This window comes from Gordonia sp. IITR100 (genome assembly GCF_002009645.1).
In the GTDB taxonomy this organism is placed as follows: domain Bacteria; phylum Actinomycetota; class Actinomycetes; order Mycobacteriales; family Mycobacteriaceae; genus Gordonia; species Gordonia hongkongensis.
The window spans coordinates 69,289-92,509 of sequence record NZ_MVKV01000002.1 but is presented as its reverse complement, the minus strand read 5'-3'; the positions used below and the strand labels follow the sequence as shown (position 1 = coordinate 92,509).

Genomic DNA, 23,221 nt, shown 5'->3' with positions numbered 1-23,221 from the left:
AGACTACCGGCGGCGCCGACGGTTCCGGGCGCAGGTCCTCCGGTGGCGCCGTCAGCGGACGGGAACCGGGGTGCTCGCCCCTCCGGGCCTCTTCGGACCGGCGTTCCCCGCCGGTCCCTGTTGTACCGCCGGGGCCTCCCTCTTGGTGGGCGGGGGAGCGGGCTGGCCCGGGAACAGCGGCGGGATCGACGGCAGGCAGACGATGATGCACGGCGGCGGCGGAGGGCTCGGCCGCCGCGTGGTGGAGGACGACGACGACGACGAGGACGACCCGGACTCCGGCTGCCTGGGCTTGCTGGACGAGCTCGAGCTGCTCGACGGCTTGCGCTTCATCTCCGGGATGGGGTCGGTCGGCATCACGCCCGTCGCGTAGGCCCCGGCCCAGCCGAGGACGTTGGCGACATACTCCATCGAGCGGTTGTACCGCAGCACCGCCGACACGCGAGTGCGCTCGTTCATGATGTCGGTGACGCCGGCGCAGAGATACCGGCCGGCCGAGTACGTGGCGTCGAAGATGTTGTTGGGGTCGGGTTTCCCGTCGCCGTTGGCGTCGGAGCCCCACGCTGCCCACGTGCTCGGGATGAACTGCATCGGGCCCATCGCCCGGTCGTGTCCGGCGTCACCGTCGATGCGTCCGCCGTCGGTGTCCTTGATGACCGCGTTGCCGGCCAGCGACCCATCGAGGACCGGCCCGGCGATCGGGTTGATCGTCGTGCCGTACTGATCGACCGAGCCGTTGCTCGCATGATTGGACTCGATGCGTCCGATGCCGGCCAGCAGGAACCACGGCAGTTTGCAGGCCGCGCTCTCGGCGGCGACGCGGTTGGCGGCCAGCTTGTAGGCCTGGAGTACGACGCCCGGGATCCCCAGTGGGCCCGAAGGGAGGTCGCTGGCGAGCCGGAACTGCGGCGCCGGCAGCGCGGTCGCGGGCTTCTCCGGCGGCGGCGCGAAGCCGAGGAGTGCACCCGGCGAACCCGCGACGAGTTCGGCCACGATCACGGGTGCATCGGGCTCGACGACGGCCGACGCGACGTTGCCGCCGGAGGCGCTCGACGTCGCGGTCCCCAGGACCAGCGCACCGACCAGACCGCCGCCGACGACCAGCGTCGCGGCGCGTTGTGGGAACGAGGACGGACGGCGCGGACCACGGCGACGGCGGACGAGGTCGAGGGGCCTCACCGGAGGCCTCCTGCACATCGTGCGGCCCCGGGCCGCTGCCCGGTCCTGTTCACTCCGTTGTCAACACACACTTCTGCCCCCGAGAACGCGGCGATGCCCACCCGCGGCCCAGGTCCAGAGCCGCTCTCATAGATGTGTCGGAGGATCTCGTCGCGTCGTGACAGACGCCGAAATCCGGTCCGAACTGTGACCCACCATACATATGGGTCTGGCGTCCCAGACACGAACCCGGCTTTTGGTGTCAGTGATCCTTGGAACCGCGGCGGCCGGATTCGTCGCCGGCGGGGGCGCCGAGCCGTTCGGTGAGTTCGTCGAGCAGGTCGTCGAGTTCTTTGCGCAGGTAGTCGCGCGTGACGGTGTCGCCCACCGCGAGACGGACCGCGGCGAGCTCCCGGGCCAGGAACTCGGTGTCGGCCTTCGTCTGGGCGGACCGCATCCGGTCCTCTTCCAGCGACACCCGGTCGCGGTTCTCCTGCCGGTTCTGGGCCAGCAGGATCAGCGGCGCCGCGTACGCCGCCTGCGTGGAGAACGCGAGGTTCAGCAGGATGAACGGGTACGGGTCCCACTGGATCGACACCGCGACCAGGTTCAGCACGATCCACACGATGACGATGACCGTCTGGATCGCCAGATATCGTCCGGTGCCCAGGAATCGGGCGATCCGCTCGCTGTACATCCCGACGACGTCGGAGTCGAGATTGAACGAGATCGTGCGGCGGGTGCTGGGGGTGTCGAGCTTGCGTCCCGGTTCGCTCATCGGATCCGCACCTGGGGGCCGCCGCCCGATGCCGGTTCCGGGCCGCTCCCGACGCCGTACCCGTCGGCCTCGACGACGTCCTCGGGTTCGGTCTCACGCCAGTCGCGCGGCAGGATCTCGTCGAGCAGGTCGTCGACGCTCACCGCGCCGAGCAGGTGGCCGGCCTCGTCCACGACGGGGCCGCAGACCAGGTTGTAGGTCGCGAAATATCTCGTCATCGTCTCCAGGGAGTCCTCGGGATGGAGTTGGGCGAGGTCGGTGTCCAGGATGCCGCCGACCAGGTGCGCGGGCGGTTCCCGGAGCAGGGCCTGCAGATGCACGCATCCGAGATACTTGCCGGTCGGCGTCGAGGTGGGCGGGCGGACGACGAACACCAGACTCGCCGCGGCCGGCGTCAGGTCGGGGTTGCGGACCCGGGCGAGGGCCTCGGCGATGGTGGTCGATGCGGTGACCACGATCGGCTCCGAGGTCATCACGCCGCCCGCGGTGTCGGGGGAGTGCAGCAGGAGTCGGCGGAGGGGCTCGGACTCCACGGGGTCCATCTCCTCGAGGAAGGCCTCGGCCTCGGTGTCGGGCAGTTCGCCGAGGAGGTCGGCGGCGTCGTCGGGGTCCATCGCCTCGAGGATGTCGACGGCGCGGTCGCGTCCGAGCGCGGCCAGCACCTCTTTCTGGTCGTCGGGCGGCAACTCCTGCAGCACGTCGGCGAGCCGTTCGTCGTCGAGGGCCGCTGCGATCTCGTCGCGACGTTTCGCGGGCAGTTCGCGCAGGGCGTTGGCCACGTCGGCCGGGCGCATGCCCTCGAACTGCAGGAGGGCCTGCGCGACTCCTTGTCCGGGCAGGTTCAGCGAGCTCTGGGTGATGCCCTGCACGCTGGACCACTCCACGACCTGAGTCTCGTGGCGCCGGCGCAGGCCGCGACGTCCCGCCCGGATCGCGACGCGGGAGACGACCCAATCGCGGGTCCGGGTCTTCTCGATCCCGAGGTCGATCACCGTCACGTCGGCGTCGGCGAGCTCGGGGAGATCCGGATCGACGACCCGGACGTGGGTGTCGAGGACCTGTCCGATGGCGAGTGCCTCGCCGGGCCGCAGGTGGAGCCGGCGCAGGCTGACGGTGCCGGTGTTGAGGGCCACGGCCTGGGGCTCGATCGCGGTCACCCGCAGCATCGGCACGAAAATCCTACGCCGAGTGGTCAATTCGACCGCGAGGCCGAGGACGCGCGGTTGCTGCCCGGACATGCGGATCGAGATCACCACGTCGCGGACGCGTCCGATGGACTCGCCGTCGGGACCAAGGACGGCCAACCCGACTAATCTGGCCACGAACACCTTGCTCACCGACGACATGGGAGTAAGGGTAGTGCCATCGGTGCAGCGGAGGCCGACGGCAGACACGAACGCCCACCGGTGGGAGACCAGTCCCACTGTCGGGTCTCACCGCGACGTTCAGCACTGGAGTCTGACAACAGGGAAGGCCCCGATATGACCAATCCCATGCGCCCGAGCCGCGAGACGCCGGGACTCCCCACCCCGCCCAAGGGCTGGCCGATCGGTTCGTACGGAACCTACGCCGAGGCCCAGCGCGCGGTGGACTTCCTCTCCGACGAGAACTTCACCGTCCAGGACGTCACCATCGTGGGCGTCGATCTGATGCAGGTCGAGCGGGTCATCGGCCGGCTGACGTGGGGCAAGGTGATCGGCGGCGGGTTGGTCTCGGGTGCCTGGCTCGGCTTCTTCTTCGGCTGTCTGGTGGCGCTCGTCTTCGCCGGCTCGCCCATTGCGCCCATCCTGGTGGGCATCGTCGGCGGCATGGTCTTCGGTGTGATCTCCGCGACCATTCCGTACGCGGCGACCCGGGGCCAGCGGGATTTCGCGTCGACCATGCAGCTGGTCGCCGGCCGCTATGACGTGCTGTGCGACCCGAAAAGCGCAGAGAAGGCGCGCGACATGCTCGCCCGTCTCACCTTCTGACGTCGCCTCCCGCGGTCGGACACGGAGCGATCACAATCGCCCGCGGAATGGCACGCCCATGCCGAATGTGTTGCATGTCACGAATCCTCACGTATAGCGTTGCTCTTCGGACGCTCACGGCGGAGCACCGCTGCGGCGCCGCGTACGACATCGAGGAGGCTGCGTGCGGAGCAGGGTCAGCACGGACGGATCCATCAGCACCGACGGATCTACCAGGCGCGTGAGACGAAAGGTCCTCGCCGCGGCGGTGGCAGCGGTGGCCATGCTGCCCGTGCTGTCCGCGTGCGGCTCGGGATATGAAGCGGGCGTACTCAATTTCTATCCGCCGGCCGACGGTGCGGACACCTTCGCCGAGATCGGCGACAAATGCTCGGCCGATTCCGGTGGTGCGTACAAGGTCGTGACCACCCCGTTGCCCAAGGGCGCCGACGATCAGCGTTTGCAGCTCGCACGGCGCCTCGCGGGCAACGACAGCGGGCTGGACCTGATGGGCATGGACGTGGTGTGGACGGCCGAATTCGCCGACGCGGGTTGGATGGTGCCGGTCCCCGACGCCATGGCCGCCGAGGTGTCGGCGCGCACCCTGGGCGGTCCGCTCGACACCGCGGTCTGGAAGACCGACGACGACGAGCGGGAACGGCTCTACGCCATCCCGTTCTCCACGAACACCCAATTGCTCTGGTACCGACCGGATGTGCTCGTCGAAGACGTCGACCGCCGGCGCCCGGCGTCGACGTGGAACGGCATGCTCGAGGACGCGCTCGTCAGCGGTCGCAACGGCGGACCGACCTACATCATGGTGCAGGGCAGGCAGTACGAAGGCCTGATGGTGTGGTTCAACTCGGTACTCGCCAGCGCCGGTGGGCAGATCGTCGACCCGGACGACCCCGACAAGGTCACCCTCAACGACACCCCCGAACACCGCGCCGCGACGGTCCGCGCCCTGGAGACGCTGAAGCGGGTCGCCACCGCGCCCGGTGCCGATCCGTCGCTGACCAACTCCGACGAGGGCGCCGCACGGCTCGGCATGGAGAGCGGTGAGGCCCTGTACCAGGTGAACTGGCCGTTCGTCTTCGCCGGGATGCGCGAGAACGCCGTGGCGGGCAGCGTCGCCTTCCTCGACCTCACCGAATACGCGAACCTGTACGCGGACACCGCGAATCCGCCGACCCCGGCGCAGGTGGTCCCGCTCAACCGCGAGATGCGGCGGGTCTTCGATTTCGCGCCCTATCCGGGCTTCGAGGGACTTCCCACCAAGACGACCCTGGGCGGCATCAACATCGCCGTCGCGAGCACCTCGCAACAGCAGGACCTCGCCTACCAGGCCGCCGAGTGCATCACCAGTGAGGCATCGCAGAAGGCGTTCTCGTTCAGTGCGGGTCCGCCGCCGGTCATCGAGTCCATCTACGACGACGCCGATTTCCGCCTCGCGTACCCGATGGCCGACGAGATCAAGCGGCAGCTCGAACCCGAGCACGCTGCTCTGCGGCCGAAATCGCCCGACTATCAAGCAATCTCGACGCTGCTGCAGGCCAAGTTGAGCCCGGTCGGCGCCTGGGAGCCGGAGGCCCTGGTCGACGAGCTCGCCGAAGCGGTCCAGAAGGCCATCGACGGGGAAGGGCTAATCCCGTGAGCGACAACGACACTCCGCGTAACGACGCCGAGAACGCGGGCGGCAACCCCGACGACGCGGGGTTCCGTGCCGGGCGACACGCCCTCCCGGAGGATGCGCCACCGCAAACCGGTCCGATCCCGATCGTCGGTGACACACCCCCGGTGCAGTCCGATCAGGTGTGGACCGCTCCGCCGGGAGGTCGGCACGAGGTGACCGCGGCGTCGTCGCACACCGACCGGCCCACCCCGGATCCCGCGCCCGCCTCGCTGTCGAAGCCGGCGACCGGGACGGGCGGGGGTACCGCGGTGATCGATCGGCCCCGGGCCGACACGCCGCCGGCCGCCCCGCGCAGGCGCAGCGAGGGCAAAACCGCCGAGCGCCGGCTGGCCTTCTGGCTCGTGGCGCCGGCCGCACTGATGATGCTCTTGGTCACCGGATACCCGATCGTGTACGCGGTCTGGCTGTCGCTGAACAAGATGAGCCTCTCGGCGCCGGGGGAACGCGAGTTCGTCTGGTTCGCCAACTACGCCACCGTCCTCACCGACAACTACTGGTGGACGGCCTTTGCCGTCACGGTCGGCATCACGGTCGTGTCGGTACTCATCGAACTCGTGCTGGGCATGGCGATCGCGCTCGTCATGCACCGGACGATCTTCGGGCGGGGCACCATCCGCACCGTCGTCCTGATCCCGTACGGCATCGTCACCGTGGCGGCGGCGTTCTCCTGGTACTACGCGTGGACGCCGGGCACCGGATATCTCGCCAACCTGCTACCCGACGGCACCGCACCGCTCACCGAGCAGTGGCCGTCGCTGGCGATCATCGTCCTCGCCGAGGTCTGGAAGACGACGCCGTTCATGGCCCTGCTCCTGCTGGCCGGCCTCGCGCTCGTCCCGGACGACCTGCTCAAGGCGGCCCAGGTCGACGGCGCCGGGGCGTGGACGAGACTGTGGCGCATCATCCTTCCGCTGATGAAGCCGGCGATCCTGGTGGCGCTGCTGTTCCGCACACTCGACGCGTTCCGCGTGTTCGACAACATCTACGTCCTCACCAGCGGGTCCAACAACACCTACTCGGTGTCGATGCTGGGTTACGACAATCTGTTCGGCGCCTTCAATCTCGGCGTCGGCTCGGCGATCTCGATTCTGATCTTCATCTGTGTCGCGATCATCGCGTTCGTGTTCATCAAGGGGTTCGGCACCGCCGCACCGGGTTCCGACGACGAGGGGAGGTAAGCCGTTGAATGCGAGCGGAAAGTCCAAGGCCTGGTGGTCGATCGCCAACATCCTGGTGATCCTGTATGCACTCATCCCGCTGCTGTGGATCATCAGCCTGTCCTTCAAGCCGGCGAGCAGCGTGACCGACGGGAAGTTCTGGCCGAGTGAGTTCACCCTCGACAACTACAAGAGCATCTTCGAGACCAGCGCCTTCACCTCGGCGCTGATCAACTCGATCGGCGTGGGTCTGATCACCACGGTGATCGCGGTGCTCCTGGGGACGATGGCGGCCTATGCGGTGGCCCGCCTGGACTTCCCGGGCAAGAAGCTCCTGATCGGTGCCGCGCTGCTGATCGCGATGTTCCCCCAGATCTCGCTGGTGACACCGTTGTTCAACATCGAGCGGGCCATCGGGTTGTTCGACACCTGGCCCGGCTTGATCCTGCCCTACATCACCTTCGCGCTGCCGCTGGCGATCTACACCTTGTCCGCGTTCTTCCGCGAGATCCCGTGGGAGCTGGAGAAGGCCGCCAAGATGGACGGCGCCACCCCGTGGCAGGCCTTCCGCAAGGTCATCGCCCCGCTCGCCGCCCCGGGCGTCGTGACGGCGGCGATCCTGGTGTTCATCTTCGCCTGGAACGACCTGCTCCTGGCACTGTCGCTGACGTCGACCGAACGGGCGATCACCGCGCCGGTGGCGATCGCGAACTTCACCGGCAGTTCGCAGTTCGAGGAACCGACCGGGTCGATCTCGGCCGCCGCGGTGGTCATAACCATCCCCATCATCATCTTCGTGCTCTTCTTCCAACGTCGAATCGTGGCCGGCCTGACCTCCGGCGCCGTGAAGGGATAACCCATGGCAGACATCGTTCTGGACAACGTCTCCAAGCAGTATCCCGACGGCTCCACCGCCGTACACGGGGTCGACATCGAGATCGCCGACGGCGAGTTCGTGATCCTGGTGGGCCCGTCGGGATGCGGTAAGTCGACGACGCTCAACATGATCGCCGGACTTGAGGACATCTCCGGCGGCGAGCTGCGGATCGGCGGGGAGCGGGTCAACGAGCGCGCACCCAAGGACCGCGACATCGCGATGGTGTTCCAGAGTTACGCGCTCTACCCGCACATGTCGGTGCGCGAGAACATCGCCTTCCCACTGACTCTCGCGAAGATGCCGAAGGATCAGGTGGCCGCGAAGGTCGACGAGGCCGCGCGCATCCTCGACCTCGGGCAGTACCTCGACCGCAAGCCGGCCAATCTCTCCGGCGGTCAGCGGCAGCGCGTGGCGATGGGCCGGGCGATCGTGCGCTCCCCGAAGGCGTTCCTGATGGACGAGCCGCTGTCGAACCTCGATGCGAAGCTGCGCGTGCAGATGCGTACGGAGATCTCACAGCTGCAGCAGCGCCTGGGGACCACCACGGTCTACGTGACCCACGACCAGACCGAGGCGATGACCCTCGGTGACCGGGTCGTCGTGCTGCGCAACGGGTATGTGCAGCAGATCGGTACGCCGCAGGAGCTGTACAACAATCCGACCAACGTGTTCGTGGCCGGTTTCATCGGCTCCCCGGCGATGAACTTCCTGTCCGGTCGCCTCGGCAGCGAGGGTATCGAGACCGCGATCGGCACCATCGTCCTCGACGACCATCGTGCGGTGGTCTCCCGTGCCGGAGACGTCGGCAGTGGCGGCGACGTGCTCATCGGCATCCGGCCCGAGCACCTCGAAGACGCGTCGCTCGTCGACTCGACGACCCGTGGACACGGCGGGACCTTCGCCGCGAACATCGACGTGCTCGAGTCGATGGGTTCCGACATCTACGCCTACTTCGGCGTCGGGTCGAGCCGGGCGTCGAGCGACGCCCTCGCGGAGTTGTCCGCCGATTCCGGAACCGATCTCGGCGGCAACCAGTTCATCGCCCGACTGTCCCCGGACTCGAAGGTGAGCCGCGGCGGTTCGGCGGAGCTGTTCTACGACGCGTCGAAGATCGCGGTGTTCGACCAGAGCTCGGGGCAGTCCCTGCGCGTCCGCTAGTGTCCCGCCTGTCCCTGCAGGCGTCGGCTCAGCGCCGGCGCCTGCGGGAGTGGTCGAGCAGTTCGTCGAAGACGTGTTCGTCCCAGATGTGCCTGCGCACAAGCCGATACCGTTCGCAGGCCACCCACATGTACAGCTCGGCGTCGCTGTCGAGGTCGGGCCGGATGCCCGCCCGGCGCGCCATCCGCACGACCGGCAGGAACTCCTCACCGAACCAGCGCCGAGCGGTCTCGGTGCGGTTGAGGAACTCGCCGATCTCCTGGCTCAGGCGGAATCCCCACGCCTCGACGTTCTCGGCGAGTTCGGCGTAGTCGAACGGGAAGCTGAGTCGGATGGCCTCGGCCTGGGACCCCTCGAGCGGCACGCGTGACAGGAAGATCCGACGATGGTCCTTGAGGACCAGGTCGGAGGTCGCGGTGATGCCCTCGGGGGAGATGCGCGTGTGGATCAGGGTGACGTAGGCGTCGATCGTGACCCAGTTCCGCGCGATCGCGATGGACACGCGGTGATGGCCGTCGATGACGAAGTGCATCGATCCGATCCGGTACAGCTGTACCGGAGGGACGGATTCGCCGCGGCGTTGCGCGGCCGCCAGCCGCTGCCAGCGCTCCCGGCCGCGCGACGAGGTGGGCCGGAAGTAGCGGTCGAAATCCTTGGTGCGGTCGACACTTCCGACGATCGAGGACACCTCGACGACCTGCAGTCCGAGTGAGGTCTCCCCGGTCCGTCCGAGCGCGGCGACGACCTCGTCGAACGGGAGGATGGTGTTCACGTCGGCGGGCTGGCGCATGAACCACTGCGCGAGCCGCGCGCGTTCGGCCTGGCGTCGCATCCGGGCGAAGTCGTTCTCCGCGTCGGCGTCGGGAAATCCGGTGTCACGCGCCATGTCTGCGCCTCACGATCTCGACCTCCCGGGTGGCGGGATCGAAGTCGAACTGGCAGTAGCCGACGACGTTCATCGAGGTCGTCGAGGAGCCGATGGGCAGGTCAGCGGGTTGTTCGCCGTACGGATGGACATGGCCGTGGACCAGCAGCGCCGGTTGCAGTGACCGGACCAGCGGGTGGAAGCAGTCGAAACCCCGGTGCGGCAGATCGTCGCGGTCGCCGACGCCGCGGGCCGGGCTGTGCGTGAGCAGGATGTCGGCACCACGGGGAGGTGACAGCGCGGTGGTGCATCGCAACCGGAGGGACCGCAACCGCTGCTGGGTGTCGGTGTACTGGTTGGTGCCGTTGTTGTAGCGGCGACTGCCGCCGAGGCCGCTGATACGGAGTCCGGCGACCGTCACGGTCCGGCCGTCGGCGTTGACCGCACCGCACGGTCCGGGGTCCTCGACGGGGAGCCCGGCGCGCGTCCAGCCGGTGCGGCCGCGGCGGTACCCGCGCAGGTCCCGGTCGTGATTGCCGGGCACGAACACGCACGGCGCGTCGCACAGCGACGACAGGATCTCGAGGTACTCGAACGGGAGGTCACCCGCACCGAGGATGAGGTCGGGACGGGACTCGATCCCCACCCCGAAGGTGAGGGAGTCCACCACCTCGTCGGCGACCGCCAGAACCCGGACCATTGCTCCAGGCTAGAGGAGCACCCCGGGCCCGTGCGCCGGAGTCGGTAGCCTGTCGGATGTGAGCGAAGCCGTGACTGAGGTCGTCGGACGATTTCTCGAAGACCGGCTGGGGGCGACCCCCCAACGCGCGTCGGTGACGTTCCTCGGTGTCGAACCGATCGACGTCCTGCGGTTCGTGCCCGACGAGGCCGGAGATCGGGGCGAGGTGGTCTACGTGACGTCGGGGTGCGCACGGCACCCGATGTCCGATCCCACCGACCTGCACGCCGATCCGGTCCGCGGCCCCCGTGCCGAACTCGTCGTGCGCGTGTCGTCGGGAACGCCGCTGCCCGGTCTGCACAAGCGCATGGCGACGCTGGCAGCCGCGCCGGCGGTCGAGGGCCTCGTCATCGCCGCCGATGCACTCGTCGACCTCGGCGAACCCTTGTGGGACGGTTCGCCGTTCACCGCGGTCCTGCTCGAGGCGGACGAACTGGGGATGGTCGAGCTGCCCACGCCCATGGACCCGGTCAGCATGCTCCGGGCGGTGCCGATCACCGCCAACGAGGCCGCGTGGGTCCGATTGAAGGGTGCCGACGCACTCCGCGAGGCCTGGCGTGAGGCGGGTATCGATGTGCGGCGGCCGGATCGGGCCTCGGCAACCCCGGCCTGACCGGCCGGCGGATTCCCGGCGGACTCATCCGCGTCGAGGTTTCGGAACGTATGACAGAGGGAACTTCTGACCAACTGAGCACGGTCCGTCTGAGAAGTGAGGGTGCATGGAGTCACGGGGAGCAGGGACCATCGGCACGACGGACGGGCGGTGCCCGGCGTGACCATCACCTCATCGTCGCTTCCCACAGCGACCGCAGCGCGACCCGAGCTCGATGTCTACTTGCCACAGCAGGACACTCAGCTGTTGATCGACACTCTCCGATCCCGCGGCGTCTCGGGGGCCCGCGTGCTCGATCTCTGCACCGGCAGCGGGGCCATCGCGATCGCGGCCGCCCGGGCGGGTGCGTCGCACGTGACCGCGGTGGACGCATCGGCGGACGCGGTCGCCTATGCCCGGCGCGCGGCAGCCGACGCCGGCGTCCGGATCGAGGTGGCGCACGGTGATCTCCGGTGCCATCAGGGTCGCTACGACGTCGTCACCTGCAACCCCCCGTATGTTCCGACCCCACCGGAGTCCGAGTCGGAACTGCATCCGGCCGGCCCGTCTCACGCCTGGGACGCCGGACTCGACGGCCGGGCCGTCCTCGACCCGCTGTGCGCACGCGTTCCCGAATTGCTGGTGCCCGGCGGCGCTTTCGTGTTGGTCCACTCGGAATTCGCGGACGAGGAAGCCTCGCTGCGCGCCCTGCGCGCCGGGGGACTGACCGCAGAGGTGGTGGCCGAGCGGGTCATCCCGTTCGGTCCGGTCCTCACCGCACGCGCGGGCTGGTTGGAAGAGTGCGGCATGCTCGAACGCAACCGTCGCATCGAGCGTCTCGTCGCGATCGTCGCCGTCGCCCCGGGTGGTCCCGCCTCGGCCGGAGCGTCGCGGTGAGCGGGGACAAGAAGCCGAATGCGGTGCGGGTGATCCGAGGCGGACCCGTCCTGGTGTCCGGTCCCGTTGACATCGAACTCCCCGACGGCGCCCGGGTGCAGTCGGATCGGTTCATGGTCGCGGTGTGTGCGTGCGGTCGGAGCAAGAACTACCCCCTGTGCGACACCAGCCATCGCAAGAAGCGCCGCCGCGCGACCTGACGGCTCACGAGTGCCGCCGCGCGACCTGACGGCTCACGAGTGCCGCCCGAACGAGCGCCTTGCCCGGATCAGATACCCGGGAAGGCGCTCTTTCCGTCGTCCCACGCGGACAGCACATGCCGGTCGAGGGCGTCCTCGACGAACAGGAAGGCGCGGATCCCGAAGATCACATCGGCTTCGGTGTCCGGCTCGGTGCGGATGAGATCGCCGACGACATCGGTACGCAGGATCTGCTCGTGCACGGCATCGGCCTCGACGTGTTCGCGATAGAACCGCCGGCACGCCTCCGGGGCGTCGAGCTGCTCCAAACCGGCCAGCAGGCGCTGCGAACCGGGCGGCGAGGTGATCTCGGTGGCCGCCAGATGCCCGACCGCCGCGCCCCGGTAGCGCCGGTGTAGTCCGAACAGCGACATCAGATTGACCGGCGTGAGGGCGACGCCGGGCACGGTGTCGAGGTAGCCGAGGTAGTCGGCGCTGAGATCGGCGGCGCGGAGCAGATCGGCGAACAGCTCCTGATGCACGGCGTCGCCACGCCCGCCGCCGAACTCGTCGAATTCGACGGCGACGTAGGCGGCCTTGGCGTGCCCGCGCAGACGTGGGATGGCAAAGGCGTGCGGGTCGGCCTCCTTGAGGTGGTACAGCGAGCGCAGGGCGAAGAGCTGCCGGTACTGCTCCCACGTCCCGGCGTCGCGGAGCCGGTAGGAGGCGCCGTCGCCGTCGGGGTTCTCGATGCACAGCTCGTCCATCTCGTGCTCGGCGGAATCGTCGGCGGTCATCGCCGGTACGTCGCGATGCAGGGCGGCGAGGAATCGCTGTTCGAGCGTGGCCCGGACCGTGAGCAGGGCCGGACTCCATTCCCATCCGGCGTCGGCGTCGACGAACCCGACGTAGTGCATCTCGTAGCAGAGGTACAGCGCGAGCTGCAGATCGTCGCCGTAGGGGTCGGCGTCGACGACCCTCGGGTCGTCGGCCGGCAGGTCGAGGACCGATGCGGACGCAGGGTCACCGCGGAGGAGGTCGATCACCATGGCCGAGAGCGGTCCGCGCGCACCGGGCAACAGGGGGCGTCGGAAGGCCGTGTCGTGCGCCGTCGGATCGTCGACCATCGGGTCAGCTGACACCTGGGAGTCCTCCTGTCGGGTACGGGCGTCGGGCACCGCGGTGCGCGGCGGACGCCGGCTCTCCTGGGTAACCGGATCGGGGACGGCACAAACCATCACCGGGTGGTAGTGACCGTCGTCCCAGCCTAGGCCCGGTTGTCGGATCCGGCGATCTCCGCGCGCAACTGCTTGTCGAGCGAGACACGCACCAGCGCCGCTGCCAGCACCTCGGGCCGGCCGTCGGCGAGATCGGCGAGCCGTGCCGGGTCCTCGGGTAGTCCGAGGTCGCGGGCGGCGGCGAGCGCGCGTTTGTCGAAACGCGGCGCGACCCACTCCCACACCGATTGCACCTCTCGCAGGAAGATGTCGGCCCCGACCGGACCGATGCCGGTGAAATCCTGGAGCAGTTCCGCCACGCGGGTGGGGTCGGAGTCGGCGTCGTCGGCGAGCCGACGGAGATCGCCGTGGTAGTCGTCGAGGACCTTCTGCGCCGCCTCGCCGAGGCGGGTGGCGGTGCTCTCGTCGTAGCGGACGTAGTGGCCGCGGCCGAGCGCGTCGACCAGCTTCTGCCAGTTGGCGCGGGCCATCTTCTCCGGGGTCCGGTAACCGGCGGTGAACAGTTCGCGCGCGGCGGCCACCGCGATGTCCGCGGAGATCCGCGTACTGAGGAGCAGGGCGAGCACCAACAGCTCGAAGAGCGGTGACGGCGAGTTCTTCAGCGTGATCCCGGCGTCCTGCGCGTAGGTGCGGCCGGCGCGGTCGATCAGTTGTCGCGCCGCGTCCTCGGCGTGGTCCGTGCGGGTCATCGAAGCCGGTTACCCACGCCGGTGCGTGGGCAATCCCAGCCGCGGGTCACAACCAGTGACTGCGCCGGAACACGACGAACAGCGTCGCGCAGAGGGCCACGAGACAGCCCAGCACGACGGGATAACCCCACTCCTGGTGCAGTTCGGGCATGTGGTCGAAGTTCATGCCGTAGATCCCGGCGACCATGGTCGGCACCGCGGCGATCGCGACCCATGCCGAGATCTTGCGCATGTCGGTCGACTGCTGGATACCGACCTTCGCCGCCGCGGCCTGCAGGAGGGAGGTGAGCAGTTCGTCGTACTCGAGGACCCGGTCGATGACGGTCGTGAGGTGGTCGGCGACGTCGCGGAACTGGCGTCGGATCTCTTTGGGCACCAACGGGTTACCGCTTGCCGTGAGACTCTGCAGCGGGGCCGCCAGCGGTGTCACCGCACGACGGAGTTCGAGCACCTCGCGCCGTAGGAGGTAGACGGGATCGATGTCGAGTGCGTGACCCTGCCGACCGAACACGACCTCCTCGATCGCCGCGACATCGGCGTCCATCCGGTCGGTGACGGCGAGGTAGCTGTCGACGACCTTGTCGGCGACGGCGTGCAGCACCGCGGTCGGGCCGAGGGCCAGACGCTCGGGGTGCGTCTCCAGGCGACGGCGCAGTTCCGACAGTTCGGTGTGCTCGCCGTGGCGCACGGTCAGTACGAAGTCCGGCCCCGCGAAGACCATGATCTCGCCGGTCTCGACGACCTCGCTCGCCTTGGCCATCGTCTCGTGCTCGATGTACTGCACGGTGCGCAGGACGAGGAACTGGGTGTCGTCGTAGACCTCGAGCTTCGGCCGCTGGTGCGCGTGTACCGCGTCTTCGACGACGAGTTCGTGAAGGCCGAACGTGGCGCCGACGTCGGCCATCTGAGCGTCGTCGGGGGCGTGGAGTCCGACCCATACGAAGCCCTCGCCGGCGGCCCGCACCCGGGCGAGACCTTCGGTGTAGCTCACCCGTCCCGGTTGCCGGTGGCCGTCGACGTACACCGCGCAATCGACGATCGCCCGCGCCACGGGGACGCGGATCTCGGGGAGCGGGCGGCGCTCGCGGCGCGGTGACAACCCGCGCGGACCAGGCCGGGGGATCGAGGGCACGAGTGCCGATGCTACCCGGCGGGCCCCGTACACTCTCCGAACGTGTCCTTCGACGTCACGGTGTACACGACGACGTTGATCACGCTGCTCGTCATCATGGACCCGCCTGGCCAGATCCCGCTGTTCCTCAGCCTGGTCGGTCAACGCTCGCCGGAGTACCGGCGGCGCGCGGCCTGGCAGGCGCCGCTCGTCAGCCTCCTGGTGATCAGTGTGTTCGCCGTCGCCGGCAAAGCCATCCTGAACTATCTCCACATCGGGATCCCGGCGCTGCAGGGCGCCGGCGGTTTGTTGTTGCTGCTCGTGGCGCTGCAATTGCTCACCGGCCTCGGCAACGCCGGCAAGCCCACGGCCGCCGACGACGTCAACGTCGCGCTGGTGCCGCTCGGCACCCCGCTGCTCGCCGGACCGGGTGCCATCGCCGCGGTCATCGTCGGTGTGAGCGGCGTCGACGCCGGATCGGGTGGTTATCTGGCCATCGCGGCAGCCATCGTCAGTGTTCACCTGGTGGTGATGCTGGTCCTGCGCTATTCGACGGCGCTCATCCGCATCCTGGGCATCGGCGGCATCACGCTACTCGCCAAGATCGCGGGCCTGCTCCTCGCCGCGATCGCCGTGCAGCTCATCGCCGACTCCGTCATGGGATTCATTGCCGAGGGAGCGTGAGCCGACCCGGGGACCCGCCTCGTTCGGACGTGGGACGTGCTGCGGATACGGTGGCGGGGTGACTGAACGTCGTGTCCGCAAACGTCTCATCACGGTGGCCGGTCTGATCGTCGTCCTGGCGGTGGTCATCGCCGGGTGCGCCGACGACTCGTCGTCCCCACCACGCGGGGTGGTGATCGGCTCGTCGGAGGATCCGGCGATGCGCGTGATGGCCGAGGTGTACGCGGGTGCGTTGCGCAATTCCGGATCGGTGGTGTCCGGTGACCAGCTCCGTGGCGACGCGCCGGCGCTGCTGGACGAGATGGACCGCGCTGCGCTCGATCTCTTCCCGGCTTTCACCGGGGAACTGCTGACGTTGTTGTCCCCGTCGTCTACCGCGATCGGCGCCGAGGACGTCTACAACGACCTGAACCGCTCACTCCCGCAGGGGGTTTCGGTCGGCGATGAGACGCCGGTATCGGCGGCGCCGCAGATCTTCGTGTCGACGGCCCTCGCCGGGGACGTCGGCGCCACCGGACTCGAGGACTGCGGCCGACTGCCGGCGGGCCTGCCGATCGTGGCCGTCGCCGAACCCGATGACTCGACGATGCGTGCCTTCGCCGACGCCGGTTGTGCCTTCGGTCCGGTCGAGGTCACCGCCACCGGAGAGGAGGTGCTCCGACGTGCCGCCGACGGCGGCGCGGTCGGACTGCTGACCCCCCTCGAGATCGCCGGCGAGGACGCCGACGGGGCGTCGTCGGAGGTCCAGGCGCTCCGCACATCACCGGGTGGCGGCGACACCGCGGACGGTGCCGCGGCTGCCGAACCCGCGGACGAGTCGGGTCCGCGGGCGGAGGTGCTGGTCCCGGTGTTCCGTTCCGCGGCGCTGAACCGCGATCAGGTGAAGGCCATGAACAAGGTGGCGGGCGAGATCACGACCGCCGATCTCGCCACCATGGCGGCCGAGGTCGACGGCGGTGCGGACCCGCGCGACGTCGCGCTGGCCTGGCTGGGCGAACACGGGCTGTAGGGAAGACACGACAACGCCGTGCTCATTCGGCCCGCTCGCTTCGCTCCCGGCGCCGTGCTCATTCGGCCCGCTCGCTTCGCTCCCGGCGCCGTGCTCATTCGGCCCGCTCGCTTCGCTCCCGGCGCCGTGACACCGACACGCCCCGACCGCGTGTCGGTGTCACGACCCGTGTGTGACCCCGGCGCCTAGCGCGCCTTCGACAGCGCCCAGCCCGTGAGCTTCGCCGACACCCACTGGTACTTCGAGGCGACGAGGCGCACCGAGAGGTCCAGGATCTTGGCGTCGGTGCCGACCAAGATGCGTGCCTTGTTCTTCCGGACGCCCTCGATGATCACCTCGGCCGCATCCTCACTCGTCATCCGGGCGAGGTAGCGGTCGAAGAACGCGGCCGTGGCCTTCTGGTCGTGATCCCCGGACACGGTGGCGTTCCGGGCGATCGCGGTCTTGATCCCGCCGGGATGCACACACGACACCTCCACCGGGTGCTTGGCGATGATCATCTCCTGCCGCAGCGCCTCGGTGAATCCGCGCACCGCGAACTTGGCGGAGTTGTAGGCGGCCTGGCCCGGTTCGGCCAGCAAGCCGAACAACGACGAGGTGTTCACGATGTGCCCGTCCCCGGACGCGATCACGTGCGGCAGAAACGCCTTGGTGCCGTTGACGACTCCCCAGTAGTCGACGTCCATCACCCGTTCGATGTCCTTGAACTCGGTGCGCTCGATCTCACCGTGGTGGGCGATGCCGGCGTTGTTGAACACGACATTGACCACGCCGAAGTGCTCGGCGACGGTGTCGGCGTAGGTGAGTACCGCTTCGCGCTCGGCGACGTTCAGCAGCTGCGAATGCACCTCGGCGCCGGCCTCTGTCACCAGCTTCTCGGTGACGGCCAGGCCGTCGGGGGTGACGTCGGAGATGGCCAGCCGCGCACCGCGACGCGCGAGCTTGACGGCGATGTCACGGCCCATTCCCGAACCGGCGCCGGTGATCACGACGACCTTGCCGCGAAAGTCCTTCATGTCTTGTCTCCTGTGGGTGGGTTCGGTCAGGCGTTGGCGGTGGCGGGCGACGCGATGTCGTCGCCGGTGGCGGAAGCGGCCGGCACCGCGGGTGCGGCGGATCGCCGGGCACCGCGGGTCACATCGTAGGCGGCGACGTCGAAGGAACGGGTCGTCTGCCGGAACGCGAAGGTGAAGCCCGGCCACAGCGTGGTGATGTTGCCGTTGGCGTCCTTGTACCAGGAGGCACACCCGCCGTTCACCCACACGCTGTTGCGCAGCTTGTGCTGGATTCCGGCGTTGAACTCCTGCTGGGCGGACAGCTTCACCTCGGTCCGGGTGATCCCCAGCGCGCGAGAGGTTTTCAGGTAATCGACGAGGTAGTTCAGCTGCGACTCGATCATGTACACCATCGAGGTGTGGCCCAGCCCGGTCGACGGGCCCACCATCAGCATCATGTTCGGGAAGCCGTGGACGAACGAGCCCTTGTAGCCCTGCATACCGATCTCGTTCCACACCTGCGCGAGGCTGCGGCCGTCCTTGCCGATGATCTTCTCGAACACGGGGGAGTCGGTGACGTGGAATCCGGTGGCGACGACGATCACGTCCACCTCGCGGACGGTGCCGTCCTTCGACACGATCCCGGTCGGGGTGATGCGGTCGATGCCGTCGGTCACGAGATCGACGTTCGGGCGGGCGAGGGCCGGGTACCAGTCGTTGGACCGCAGGATGCGCTTGCAGCCCACCTGGAAGGTCGGGGTGGCCTTGCGCCGCAGCTCGGCGTCGCGGCCGATGCCGCGCAGGATGTTGGCGCGGCAGAGCAACTCGACCGGCTTGAGGGCCTTGGGGGAGTAGGTCAGACCGAACGCGACGACCTCGTTGGCGGCGTAGATGCCACCGCGGACCGCGGATTGGTACCCGGGGATGTTCTTGTAGGCCCAGTGCTCGACGGAGCTGTAGGCGCGCTCGGTGCGGGGGACGATCCACGGTGCGGTCCGCTGGTACACGTCGAGGCGCCCGGCGACCTTCGCGACCTCGGGAACGAGCTGGATCGCCGACGCGCCGGTCCCGATCACCGCGACGCGCTGCCCGCCGAAGTCGTGGTCGTTGTCCCAGCGCGCGGAGTGCACGATCTTGCCCTCGAAGGACTCGATGCCCTCGATGTCGGGGAGGTTGGGCTCGCAGAGCGGGCCGACACCGCCGACCAGGACTCGTGCCCGCACTTGATCGGTCTTGCCGTCCTGCAGGGTGTCGATGATCCAACGGCCCTCGTCCTCGTTCCATGCGGTCCGCGTCACCTCGGTGCCGAAGCGCGCCTTCGCGCCGATTCCGAACCGGTCGGCGACCCCGTTGATGTAGTCGTGGATCTCGGGCTGGTGAGAGTAGGACCGCGACCAGGTGGGGTTCTTCGCGAACGAGAAGGAGTAGAGCTGCGAGGGGACGTCGCAGGCCGCGCCCGGGTAGGTGTTGTCGCGCCAGGTCCCGCCGAAGTCGCTGCCGCGATCGAGGAGGACGAAGTCGTCGAAACCGTTCTGCTTGAGACGGACCGCGGCGCCCAGACCCGAGAAGCCGGCACCGATGATGGCGATCTCTACATCGTTCGTTGTCATGGTGTCACCGTAAGGTGGTACTGAACACGTGTCAATAGCTATTGAACAACCCTCAATAGAGGGTAGGCTGGCCGCGTGGCCAGTAGACGAGGATGTGCGCGGTGTCGGTGATCAACGGCAAGACGATCAGCGGCGAGACGACCGGCGACGACGGAGGTGACCACCGGCGCGCGCCGCACAAGCGCACGCGCATGAGTCCCGAGGCACGTCGTGACCAGCTCATCGACTACGGGCTCGCGATGGTCAGGGACCGGCCGTTGGAGGAGATCACGATCGACGCAATCGCCGATGCCGCCGGGGTGTCGCGCGCCCTGCTGTTCCACTACTTCGCGTCGAAGCAGGAGTTCCACGTCGCGATCGCACAGGCCCAGGCCGACCGGATGCTCGCCCGCACCGAGCCGGACGAGTCCCTCGGCGACCCGATCGCGATCCTGGCCGCGTCGATGGCGGCCTTCGTCGACTACGTGAGCGAGAACCGGACCGCCTACACCGCGCTGATCCGCGGCGCGTCGAGTTCGGACGCGGCGATGCGGGAGGTCGTCGACCGCACCCGCGAGGTGATGGTCGGCCGGGTTCTCGACCATGCCCCCGTGTTCGGGGTCGAGGTGACGCCGATCGTCGAGATGAGCGTGCACGGTTGGATCGCGTTCGTCGAGGAGACCACGATCCGCTGGCTCACCGCCGAACCGATCGACGCCGAAGCGCTCACCCGGGACGAACTGCTCGCCCTGATCACCGCCGCGCTTCCCGCCCTGCGGCGGCGACGATCCAGTAAAGGCCGGGGACCGGGTTCAGATCCGCTGACCGCCGACCGGTCCCGTGCGGCGGGTGCCGGTTGGGACCGAACGACCGCGCAGGAGCAGGCCGAGACCGACCATCCCCTCGCGACCTCTCAAACCTGGTGATCAGAGACCGACCACGTGCGCGGTGTCCGCGCCTCCGTCCAGCTCCTGGATGTCGTTGTCGTCGGCCGCCGCCAGTTCGACGCCCGCCCGCAGGGTACGGATCAGCTCGTCGGTGAATCGGCGGATGGTGCGGTGCGCGGTCAGCGTGTCGGGGTGCCGGGCCCGCAACGCGAGTCCGTCGTCGGTGCGCGAGATCCAGAACTGCGCGTCGTCGGCGGTGGTCGCGTTCGAGATGTGGTGGGCGTCGATGGTCCGGTGCCGGTCGGCGCCGGGCAGCAGCCGGTAGTCGACATAGGACACCATGAAGATGTCCGAGCGTGTGCGACGGAGTCCGCCCATCGCCTCGATCACCTGTGGGACGGGAACCTCGCCGATCGTGACCGCGCGACGGAGTTCGGGCCCGGTACGCCGGATCGTCTCCAGCAGATCGCCGGTGCCCACGACCCGCAGCGGGGCATTGGTGGTGAACCATCCGACTGCGTTGCGCCACCTCTCTTCCCGTCGCGTGTGCATCGGGAACAGAAGGGGCAGTTCGGGTCCGCCGCCGCAGCGGCGCACGGCGTCGGCCATCGCGGCCAGCGTCCCGCCGAACACGCTCGCGCCGCTGCGCCGGCACAACTCGGCGAACTGCTCCGTCTCCCGCCGGCCGAGGAGTGCGCGCACCTCGGTGGCCTGTGGCGCGGTGGCGCCGGGTTCGACCCCGAGATCCAGCGGGAAGGTGGGCAGTGTGCCGTCCCGGTCGTCGAAGAACCGGAGCCATCGGCGCATCCGCGGGTCGGACAGTGCGACCGGGGGCGCTGTTGACTCCGCGGCGCAGAAGTCGACGAAACTCCCGCTCATCGCGAGGGCGGTGGTATCGAAAAGCTCTCCGTGGCAACGGAATCCGTCGTACAACCGGTGCAGGTCGTCGATGACGATGGAGATCGAGTAGGCATCCACATGGCAGTGGTCGAATCCGCAGATGATCGTCGACGCGTCGTCGCGGTCGATCGCCGCGAACAGGAACGCGGGGTAACCGAAGGGGTGGCACGCGCGATCGAGGGTGTCGCGAAGCCGGTCGCGTAGGACGGTGTCGGCGGTCGTGTCGACCACGCTGCCGAGGTGCAGGACGAGGTCGTCCGGATCGTAAGCGTGTCGCCGGATTCCCGCGGGACCCGCCGAGAACGACGACCGCAGGGTGCCGTGCCGGGCGATGAGCGCCCGGTAGGCGGACCCAAGCGCCGCACGGTCCACGCGCCCGCGGACGGTGAACGCGGCGGCCAGCCACGTACTCGAGTCACCGGCCGTGGCCAGGTGCACGGTCTGGTTGAACGACGGTGGTACGTCGGATATCTCGGGCCGGGCGGCCGAGACGTCCACGGTCCAGGTCAACAGTTCGCCGGCGGGTGGGTGGTAGCGATCGATGGTGGTGACGTGCACGCCCGCTCACGCTCCTCTGCGTAGCGCCGAGTCGGTGGCCGGGGCAGCTCGCCCGGAACCGGCCGCCGGTGCCTGGATCCGCCGGTCGCCGGTGGCGGCGATGTCGGTCATGATGTCGCGTAGGCGCTCATAGTAGGGACGGGCCACCGACTCGGCGAAGCGCGTGCCCGGGATCTGGCTCCCCAGGTAGAGCTCGTCGTGATCGCGATTGATCCACGCCGACGCATTGGCCGTGCGCCCCTCCCCGGTGAACAGCGCACCGCGCCGGAAGGCCTCGCGCGAGGTGCCGGGAAACCAGCGAAAGTCGATGTACGACAACAGGTTCGGTGCGGTGATGATCGCGTCCGGGGTGGCCCCGGCGGCGGCGATGGCGGCCAGTGCGGCGGCGACCGGGACGGCGGCCAGGTCACGAGCGCGGCGACGGGCCGCATGGGCCGCCGGGATCAGTTCGGAGAACGTCGACGCGCCGGCGAGGGAGAACTCGACCGGGGCGAAGTTGCAGAACCATCCCTGCGACGTCGCGTACCCGTCGAGCGCGGCACGCGTGTTGAAGACCGTCATGCCGTAGTAGTCGTCCGCGCCGGCCAGTTCGCGGTCGGCGACGGCGATGGCGGCGTAGATGCCGTCGACGAACCGACCCCCCGCCGCCCGGCAGACGGTGTCGAAGGCGACGATGCCGGCACGATCGAGCAGTGAGACCTCGACCCCGGCCACCTGCGCTGTCTCTCCCGGCCCCAGCCCGAGGTCCAGTGGGAAGCGCGGCATCTGCAGGTCGTGCCGTCGGAAGATGTCCTGCCACGCCCTGGTCTGGGGTGACCCGGCCAGATGCTCGGCGGTCACCTCCGCTTCCGCGGCCGCATAGGCGAAGTAACTCCCGGCGGCCAGCATTGCGGGGTCCGGGTCCGGGTGGCCGTGCCCGTCCGGCCGGATCAGTTCGGCGTAGATCTGCGCGATCTCGTCCAGGGCGAGGGCCTGTGAGGCGCCGTCGGAGAGCGCGTGATCGCACGCCAGGAAGATGGCGAAGCCGCCCGGGCGGCGGACGACTCCGAAGGAGAAGCCGGGGAAGGAGTCGCTCGGGGTCTCGCGGTCGAATCGGTCGACGAGATAGGGGTGGATGTCCTCGGTGCTCGCCAGTTCGCCGTCGACGTGTGCCTCGAACTCGATGTCGGACGGGTCGACGACATGGGCGGTGACCTCTCCGTCGCGGCATTCGAACCAGGTGCGTAGCACCTCGTGTCGCCGGACGAAGAGCGTCAGGGCGGTCCCGAGTGCCGCGGTGTCGAGGTCGCCGTCGATCTCCGTGCCCGATCCCAGGTATCCGCGATGGGTACGGCCCGCGGCCCGGGCCACCGCAGCACCGCGGACGTGGTTCTGGGCCAGGAAGGTCACCGGAGCGGTGTGGGCGGGCGCCGCCGCCGCGGCCGCGCGGCACGCCTCGGTCGGATCGAATCGCACGGCGGTCCCCGGTTGTGGGCGCCAGTTGCCCATGGCCGTGATTCTCATCGGGTCCTCTCGTCGG

At 68.9% G+C, this 23,221-nt stretch carries 22 protein-coding genes and 1 pseudogene; 11 read left to right on the top strand and 12 right to left on the bottom strand.

Annotated elements, in window-relative coordinates:
• Positions 1-51: 51 nt before the first annotated feature.
• The 3 genes from B1818_RS04235 to B1818_RS04225 all read right to left on the bottom strand — a co-directional run bounded on the left by B1818_RS04235 (position 52) and on the right by B1818_RS04225 (position 3,282).
• On the bottom strand, positions 52-1,179 hold the full coding sequence (locus tag B1818_RS04235; protein WP_078112024.1) for a lytic transglycosylase domain-containing protein: 1,128 nt from the start codon (positions 1,177-1,179) through the stop codon (positions 52-54).
• A gap of 241 nt (positions 1,180-1,420) precedes the next feature.
• Positions 1,421-1,936, bottom strand: a complete 516-nt coding sequence (locus tag B1818_RS04230) for a DUF1003 domain-containing protein (RefSeq protein WP_055475028.1) — start codon at positions 1,934-1,936, stop codon at positions 1,421-1,423.
• Positions 1,933-3,282, bottom strand: coding sequence for a CBS domain-containing protein (locus tag B1818_RS04225; RefSeq protein WP_078112023.1), 1,350 nt, complete (start codon positions 3,280-3,282; stop codon positions 1,933-1,935). The genes B1818_RS04230 and B1818_RS04225 overlap by 4 nt, the downstream gene beginning before the upstream one ends.
• A 135-nt stretch (positions 3,283-3,417) precedes the next feature.
• Here B1818_RS04225 and B1818_RS04220 point away from each other — a divergent pair, with 135 nt between their 5' ends.
• The 5 genes from B1818_RS04220 to B1818_RS04200 all read left to right on the top strand — a co-directional run bounded on the left by B1818_RS04220 (position 3,418) and on the right by B1818_RS04200 (position 8,770).
• Positions 3,418-3,906, top strand: a complete 489-nt coding sequence (locus B1818_RS04220; protein ID WP_055475026.1) for a general stress protein — start codon at positions 3,418-3,420, stop codon at positions 3,904-3,906.
• Positions 3,907-4,126: 220 nt separating this feature from the next.
• Positions 4,127-5,539, top strand: coding sequence for an extracellular solute-binding protein (locus tag B1818_RS04215; protein WP_176455882.1), 1,413 nt, complete (start codon positions 4,127-4,129; stop codon positions 5,537-5,539).
• Entirely contained in the window at positions 5,536-6,756 is a 1,221-nt protein-coding gene (locus B1818_RS04210) for a sugar ABC transporter permease (protein ID WP_078112022.1), read from the top strand. Before B1818_RS04215 ends, B1818_RS04210 begins: the two co-directional genes overlap by 4 nt.
• Positions 6,757-6,760: 4 nt before the next feature.
• Complete coding sequence (locus tag B1818_RS04205) at positions 6,761-7,591, top strand: carbohydrate ABC transporter permease (RefSeq protein WP_055475025.1); 831 nt, start codon at positions 6,761-6,763, stop codon at positions 7,589-7,591.
• 3 nt (positions 7,592-7,594) lie between these two features.
• Entirely contained in the window at positions 7,595-8,770 is a 1,176-nt protein-coding gene (locus B1818_RS04200) for an ABC transporter ATP-binding protein (protein WP_055475024.1), read from the top strand.
• Positions 8,771-8,798: 28 nt separating this feature from the next.
• On the opposite strand, the gene B1818_RS04195 is transcribed toward B1818_RS04200, so the two are convergent.
• Both B1818_RS04195 and B1818_RS04190 read right to left on the bottom strand, forming a co-directional pair.
• Complete coding sequence (locus tag B1818_RS04195) at positions 8,799-9,656, bottom strand: hypothetical protein (RefSeq protein ID WP_055475023.1); 858 nt, start codon at positions 9,654-9,656, stop codon at positions 8,799-8,801.
• Positions 9,646-10,335, bottom strand: coding sequence for a metallophosphoesterase (locus B1818_RS04190; RefSeq protein WP_058252714.1), 690 nt, complete (start codon positions 10,333-10,335; stop codon positions 9,646-9,648). Before B1818_RS04190 ends, B1818_RS04195 begins: the two co-directional genes overlap by 11 nt.
• 58 nt (positions 10,336-10,393) lie before the next feature.
• Between B1818_RS04190 and B1818_RS04185 the strand changes: the two genes are divergently transcribed.
• The 3 genes from B1818_RS04185 (at position 10,394) to B1818_RS04175 (ending at position 12,063) form a co-directional block, all read left to right on the top strand.
• On the top strand, positions 10,394-10,987 hold the full coding sequence (locus B1818_RS04185; RefSeq protein WP_058252715.1) for a suppressor of fused domain protein: 594 nt from the start codon (positions 10,394-10,396) through the stop codon (positions 10,985-10,987).
• Positions 10,988-11,146: 159 nt separating this feature from the next.
• Positions 11,147-11,863, top strand: a complete 717-nt coding sequence (locus tag B1818_RS04180) for a HemK2/MTQ2 family protein methyltransferase (protein WP_078112198.1) — start codon at positions 11,147-11,149, stop codon at positions 11,861-11,863.
• Complete coding sequence (locus B1818_RS04175) at positions 11,860-12,063, top strand: CDGSH iron-sulfur domain-containing protein (protein ID WP_058252716.1); 204 nt, start codon at positions 11,860-11,862, stop codon at positions 12,061-12,063. Before B1818_RS04180 ends, B1818_RS04175 begins: the two co-directional genes overlap by 4 nt.
• 68 nt (positions 12,064-12,131) lie before the next feature.
• On the opposite strand, the gene B1818_RS04170 is transcribed toward B1818_RS04175, so the two are convergent.
• The 3 genes from B1818_RS04170 to B1818_RS04160 all read right to left on the bottom strand — a co-directional run bounded on the left by B1818_RS04170 (position 12,132) and on the right by B1818_RS04160 (position 15,101).
• A complete protein-coding gene (locus tag B1818_RS04170) occupies positions 12,132-13,169 on the bottom strand; it encodes an iron-containing redox enzyme family protein (protein WP_078112021.1) in 1,038 nt (345 codons plus the stop codon).
• Positions 13,170-13,309: 140 nt separating this feature from the next.
• Positions 13,310-13,969 (bottom strand): hypothetical protein, encoded by a 660-nt coding sequence (locus B1818_RS04165; protein WP_058252718.1) that lies wholly within the window; start codon positions 13,967-13,969, stop codon positions 13,310-13,312.
• A 46-nt stretch (positions 13,970-14,015) separates the two neighbouring features.
• Complete coding sequence (locus B1818_RS04160; RefSeq protein WP_058252770.1) at positions 14,016-15,101, bottom strand: magnesium and cobalt transport protein CorA; 1,086 nt, start codon at positions 15,099-15,101, stop codon at positions 14,016-14,018.
• Between the two features lie 42 nt (positions 15,102-15,143).
• Here B1818_RS04160 and B1818_RS04155 point away from each other — a divergent pair, with 42 nt between their 5' ends.
• Both B1818_RS04155 and B1818_RS04150 read left to right on the top strand, forming a co-directional pair.
• The gene (locus B1818_RS04155) at positions 15,144-15,764 is read left to right on the top strand and encodes a MarC family protein (RefSeq protein ID WP_058252719.1); all 621 of its coding nucleotides are present in this window, start codon (positions 15,144-15,146) and stop codon (positions 15,762-15,764) included.
• A gap of 58 nt (positions 15,765-15,822) precedes the next feature.
• Positions 15,823-16,773 carry a glycine betaine ABC transporter substrate-binding protein gene (locus B1818_RS04150; protein ID WP_058252720.1) on the top strand — a complete coding sequence of 317 codons (951 nt, stop codon included), beginning with the start codon at positions 15,823-15,825 and terminating at the stop codon, positions 16,771-16,773.
• A gap of 185 nt (positions 16,774-16,958) precedes the next feature.
• On the opposite strand, the gene B1818_RS04145 is transcribed toward B1818_RS04150, so the two are convergent.
• Both B1818_RS04145 and B1818_RS04140 read right to left on the bottom strand, forming a co-directional pair.
• Positions 16,959-17,789, bottom strand: coding sequence for an SDR family oxidoreductase (locus B1818_RS04145; RefSeq protein WP_058252721.1), 831 nt, complete (start codon positions 17,787-17,789; stop codon positions 16,959-16,961).
• 26 nt (positions 17,790-17,815) lie between these two features.
• A complete protein-coding gene (locus B1818_RS04140) occupies positions 17,816-19,378 on the bottom strand; it encodes an NAD(P)/FAD-dependent oxidoreductase (RefSeq protein ID WP_058252722.1) in 1,563 nt (520 codons plus the stop codon).
• 191 nt (positions 19,379-19,569) lie between these two features.
• On the opposite strand from B1818_RS04140, the pseudogene B1818_RS04135 reads away from it, so the two are divergent.
• Positions 19,570-20,133 (top strand): annotated as a pseudogene (locus B1818_RS04135) (TetR/AcrR family transcriptional regulator); the annotation flags it as partial.
• Between the two features lie 150 nt (positions 20,134-20,283).
• On the opposite strand, the gene B1818_RS04130 reads toward B1818_RS04135, so the two are convergent.
• A complete protein-coding gene (locus B1818_RS04130) occupies positions 20,284-21,702 on the bottom strand; it encodes a condensation domain-containing protein (protein ID WP_058252723.1) in 1,419 nt (472 codons plus the stop codon).
• A gap of 6 nt (positions 21,703-21,708) precedes the next feature.
• A complete protein-coding gene (locus B1818_RS04125; RefSeq protein ID WP_058252724.1) occupies positions 21,709-23,205 on the bottom strand; it encodes a condensation domain-containing protein in 1,497 nt (498 codons plus the stop codon).
• Positions 23,206-23,221 lie beyond the last annotated feature (16 nt).

Bases quoted from the DNA above. Each gene is read 5' to 3' on its own strand.
- B1818_RS04230 (WP_055475028.1), bottom strand. From the start codon at position 1,936: ATGAGCGAACCGGGACGCAAGCTCGACACCCCCAGCACCCGCCGCACG.
- B1818_RS04225 (WP_078112023.1), bottom strand. From the start codon at position 3,282: ATGTCGTCGGTGAGCAAGGTGTTCGTGGCCAGATTAGTCGGGTTGGCC.
- B1818_RS04220 (WP_055475026.1), top strand. From the start codon at position 3,418: ATGACCAATCCCATGCGCCCGAGCCGCGAGACGCCGGGACTCCCCACC.
- B1818_RS04200 (WP_055475024.1), top strand. From the start codon at position 7,595: ATGGCAGACATCGTTCTGGACAACGTCTCCAAGCAGTATCCCGACGGC.
- B1818_RS04195 (WP_055475023.1), bottom strand. From the start codon at position 9,656: ATGGCGCGTGACACCGGATTTCCCGACGCCGACGCGGAGAACGACTTC.
- B1818_RS04190 (WP_058252714.1), bottom strand. From the start codon at position 10,335: ATGGTCCGGGTTCTGGCGGTCGCCGACGAGGTGGTGGACTCCCTCACC.
- B1818_RS04170 (WP_078112021.1), bottom strand. From the start codon at position 13,169: ATGGTCGACGATCCGACGGCGCACGACACGGCCTTCCGACGCCCCCTG.
- B1818_RS04165 (WP_058252718.1), bottom strand. From the start codon at position 13,969: ATGACCCGCACGGACCACGCCGAGGACGCGGCGCGACAACTGATCGAC.
- B1818_RS04145 (WP_058252721.1), bottom strand. From the start codon at position 17,789: ATGAAGGACTTTCGCGGCAAGGTCGTCGTGATCACCGGCGCCGGTTCG.
- B1818_RS04140 (WP_058252722.1), bottom strand. From the start codon at position 19,378: ATGACAACGAACGATGTAGAGATCGCCATCATCGGTGCCGGCTTCTCG.
- B1818_RS04125 (WP_058252724.1), bottom strand. From the start codon at position 23,205: ATGAGAATCACGGCCATGGGCAACTGGCGCCCACAACCGGGGACCGCC.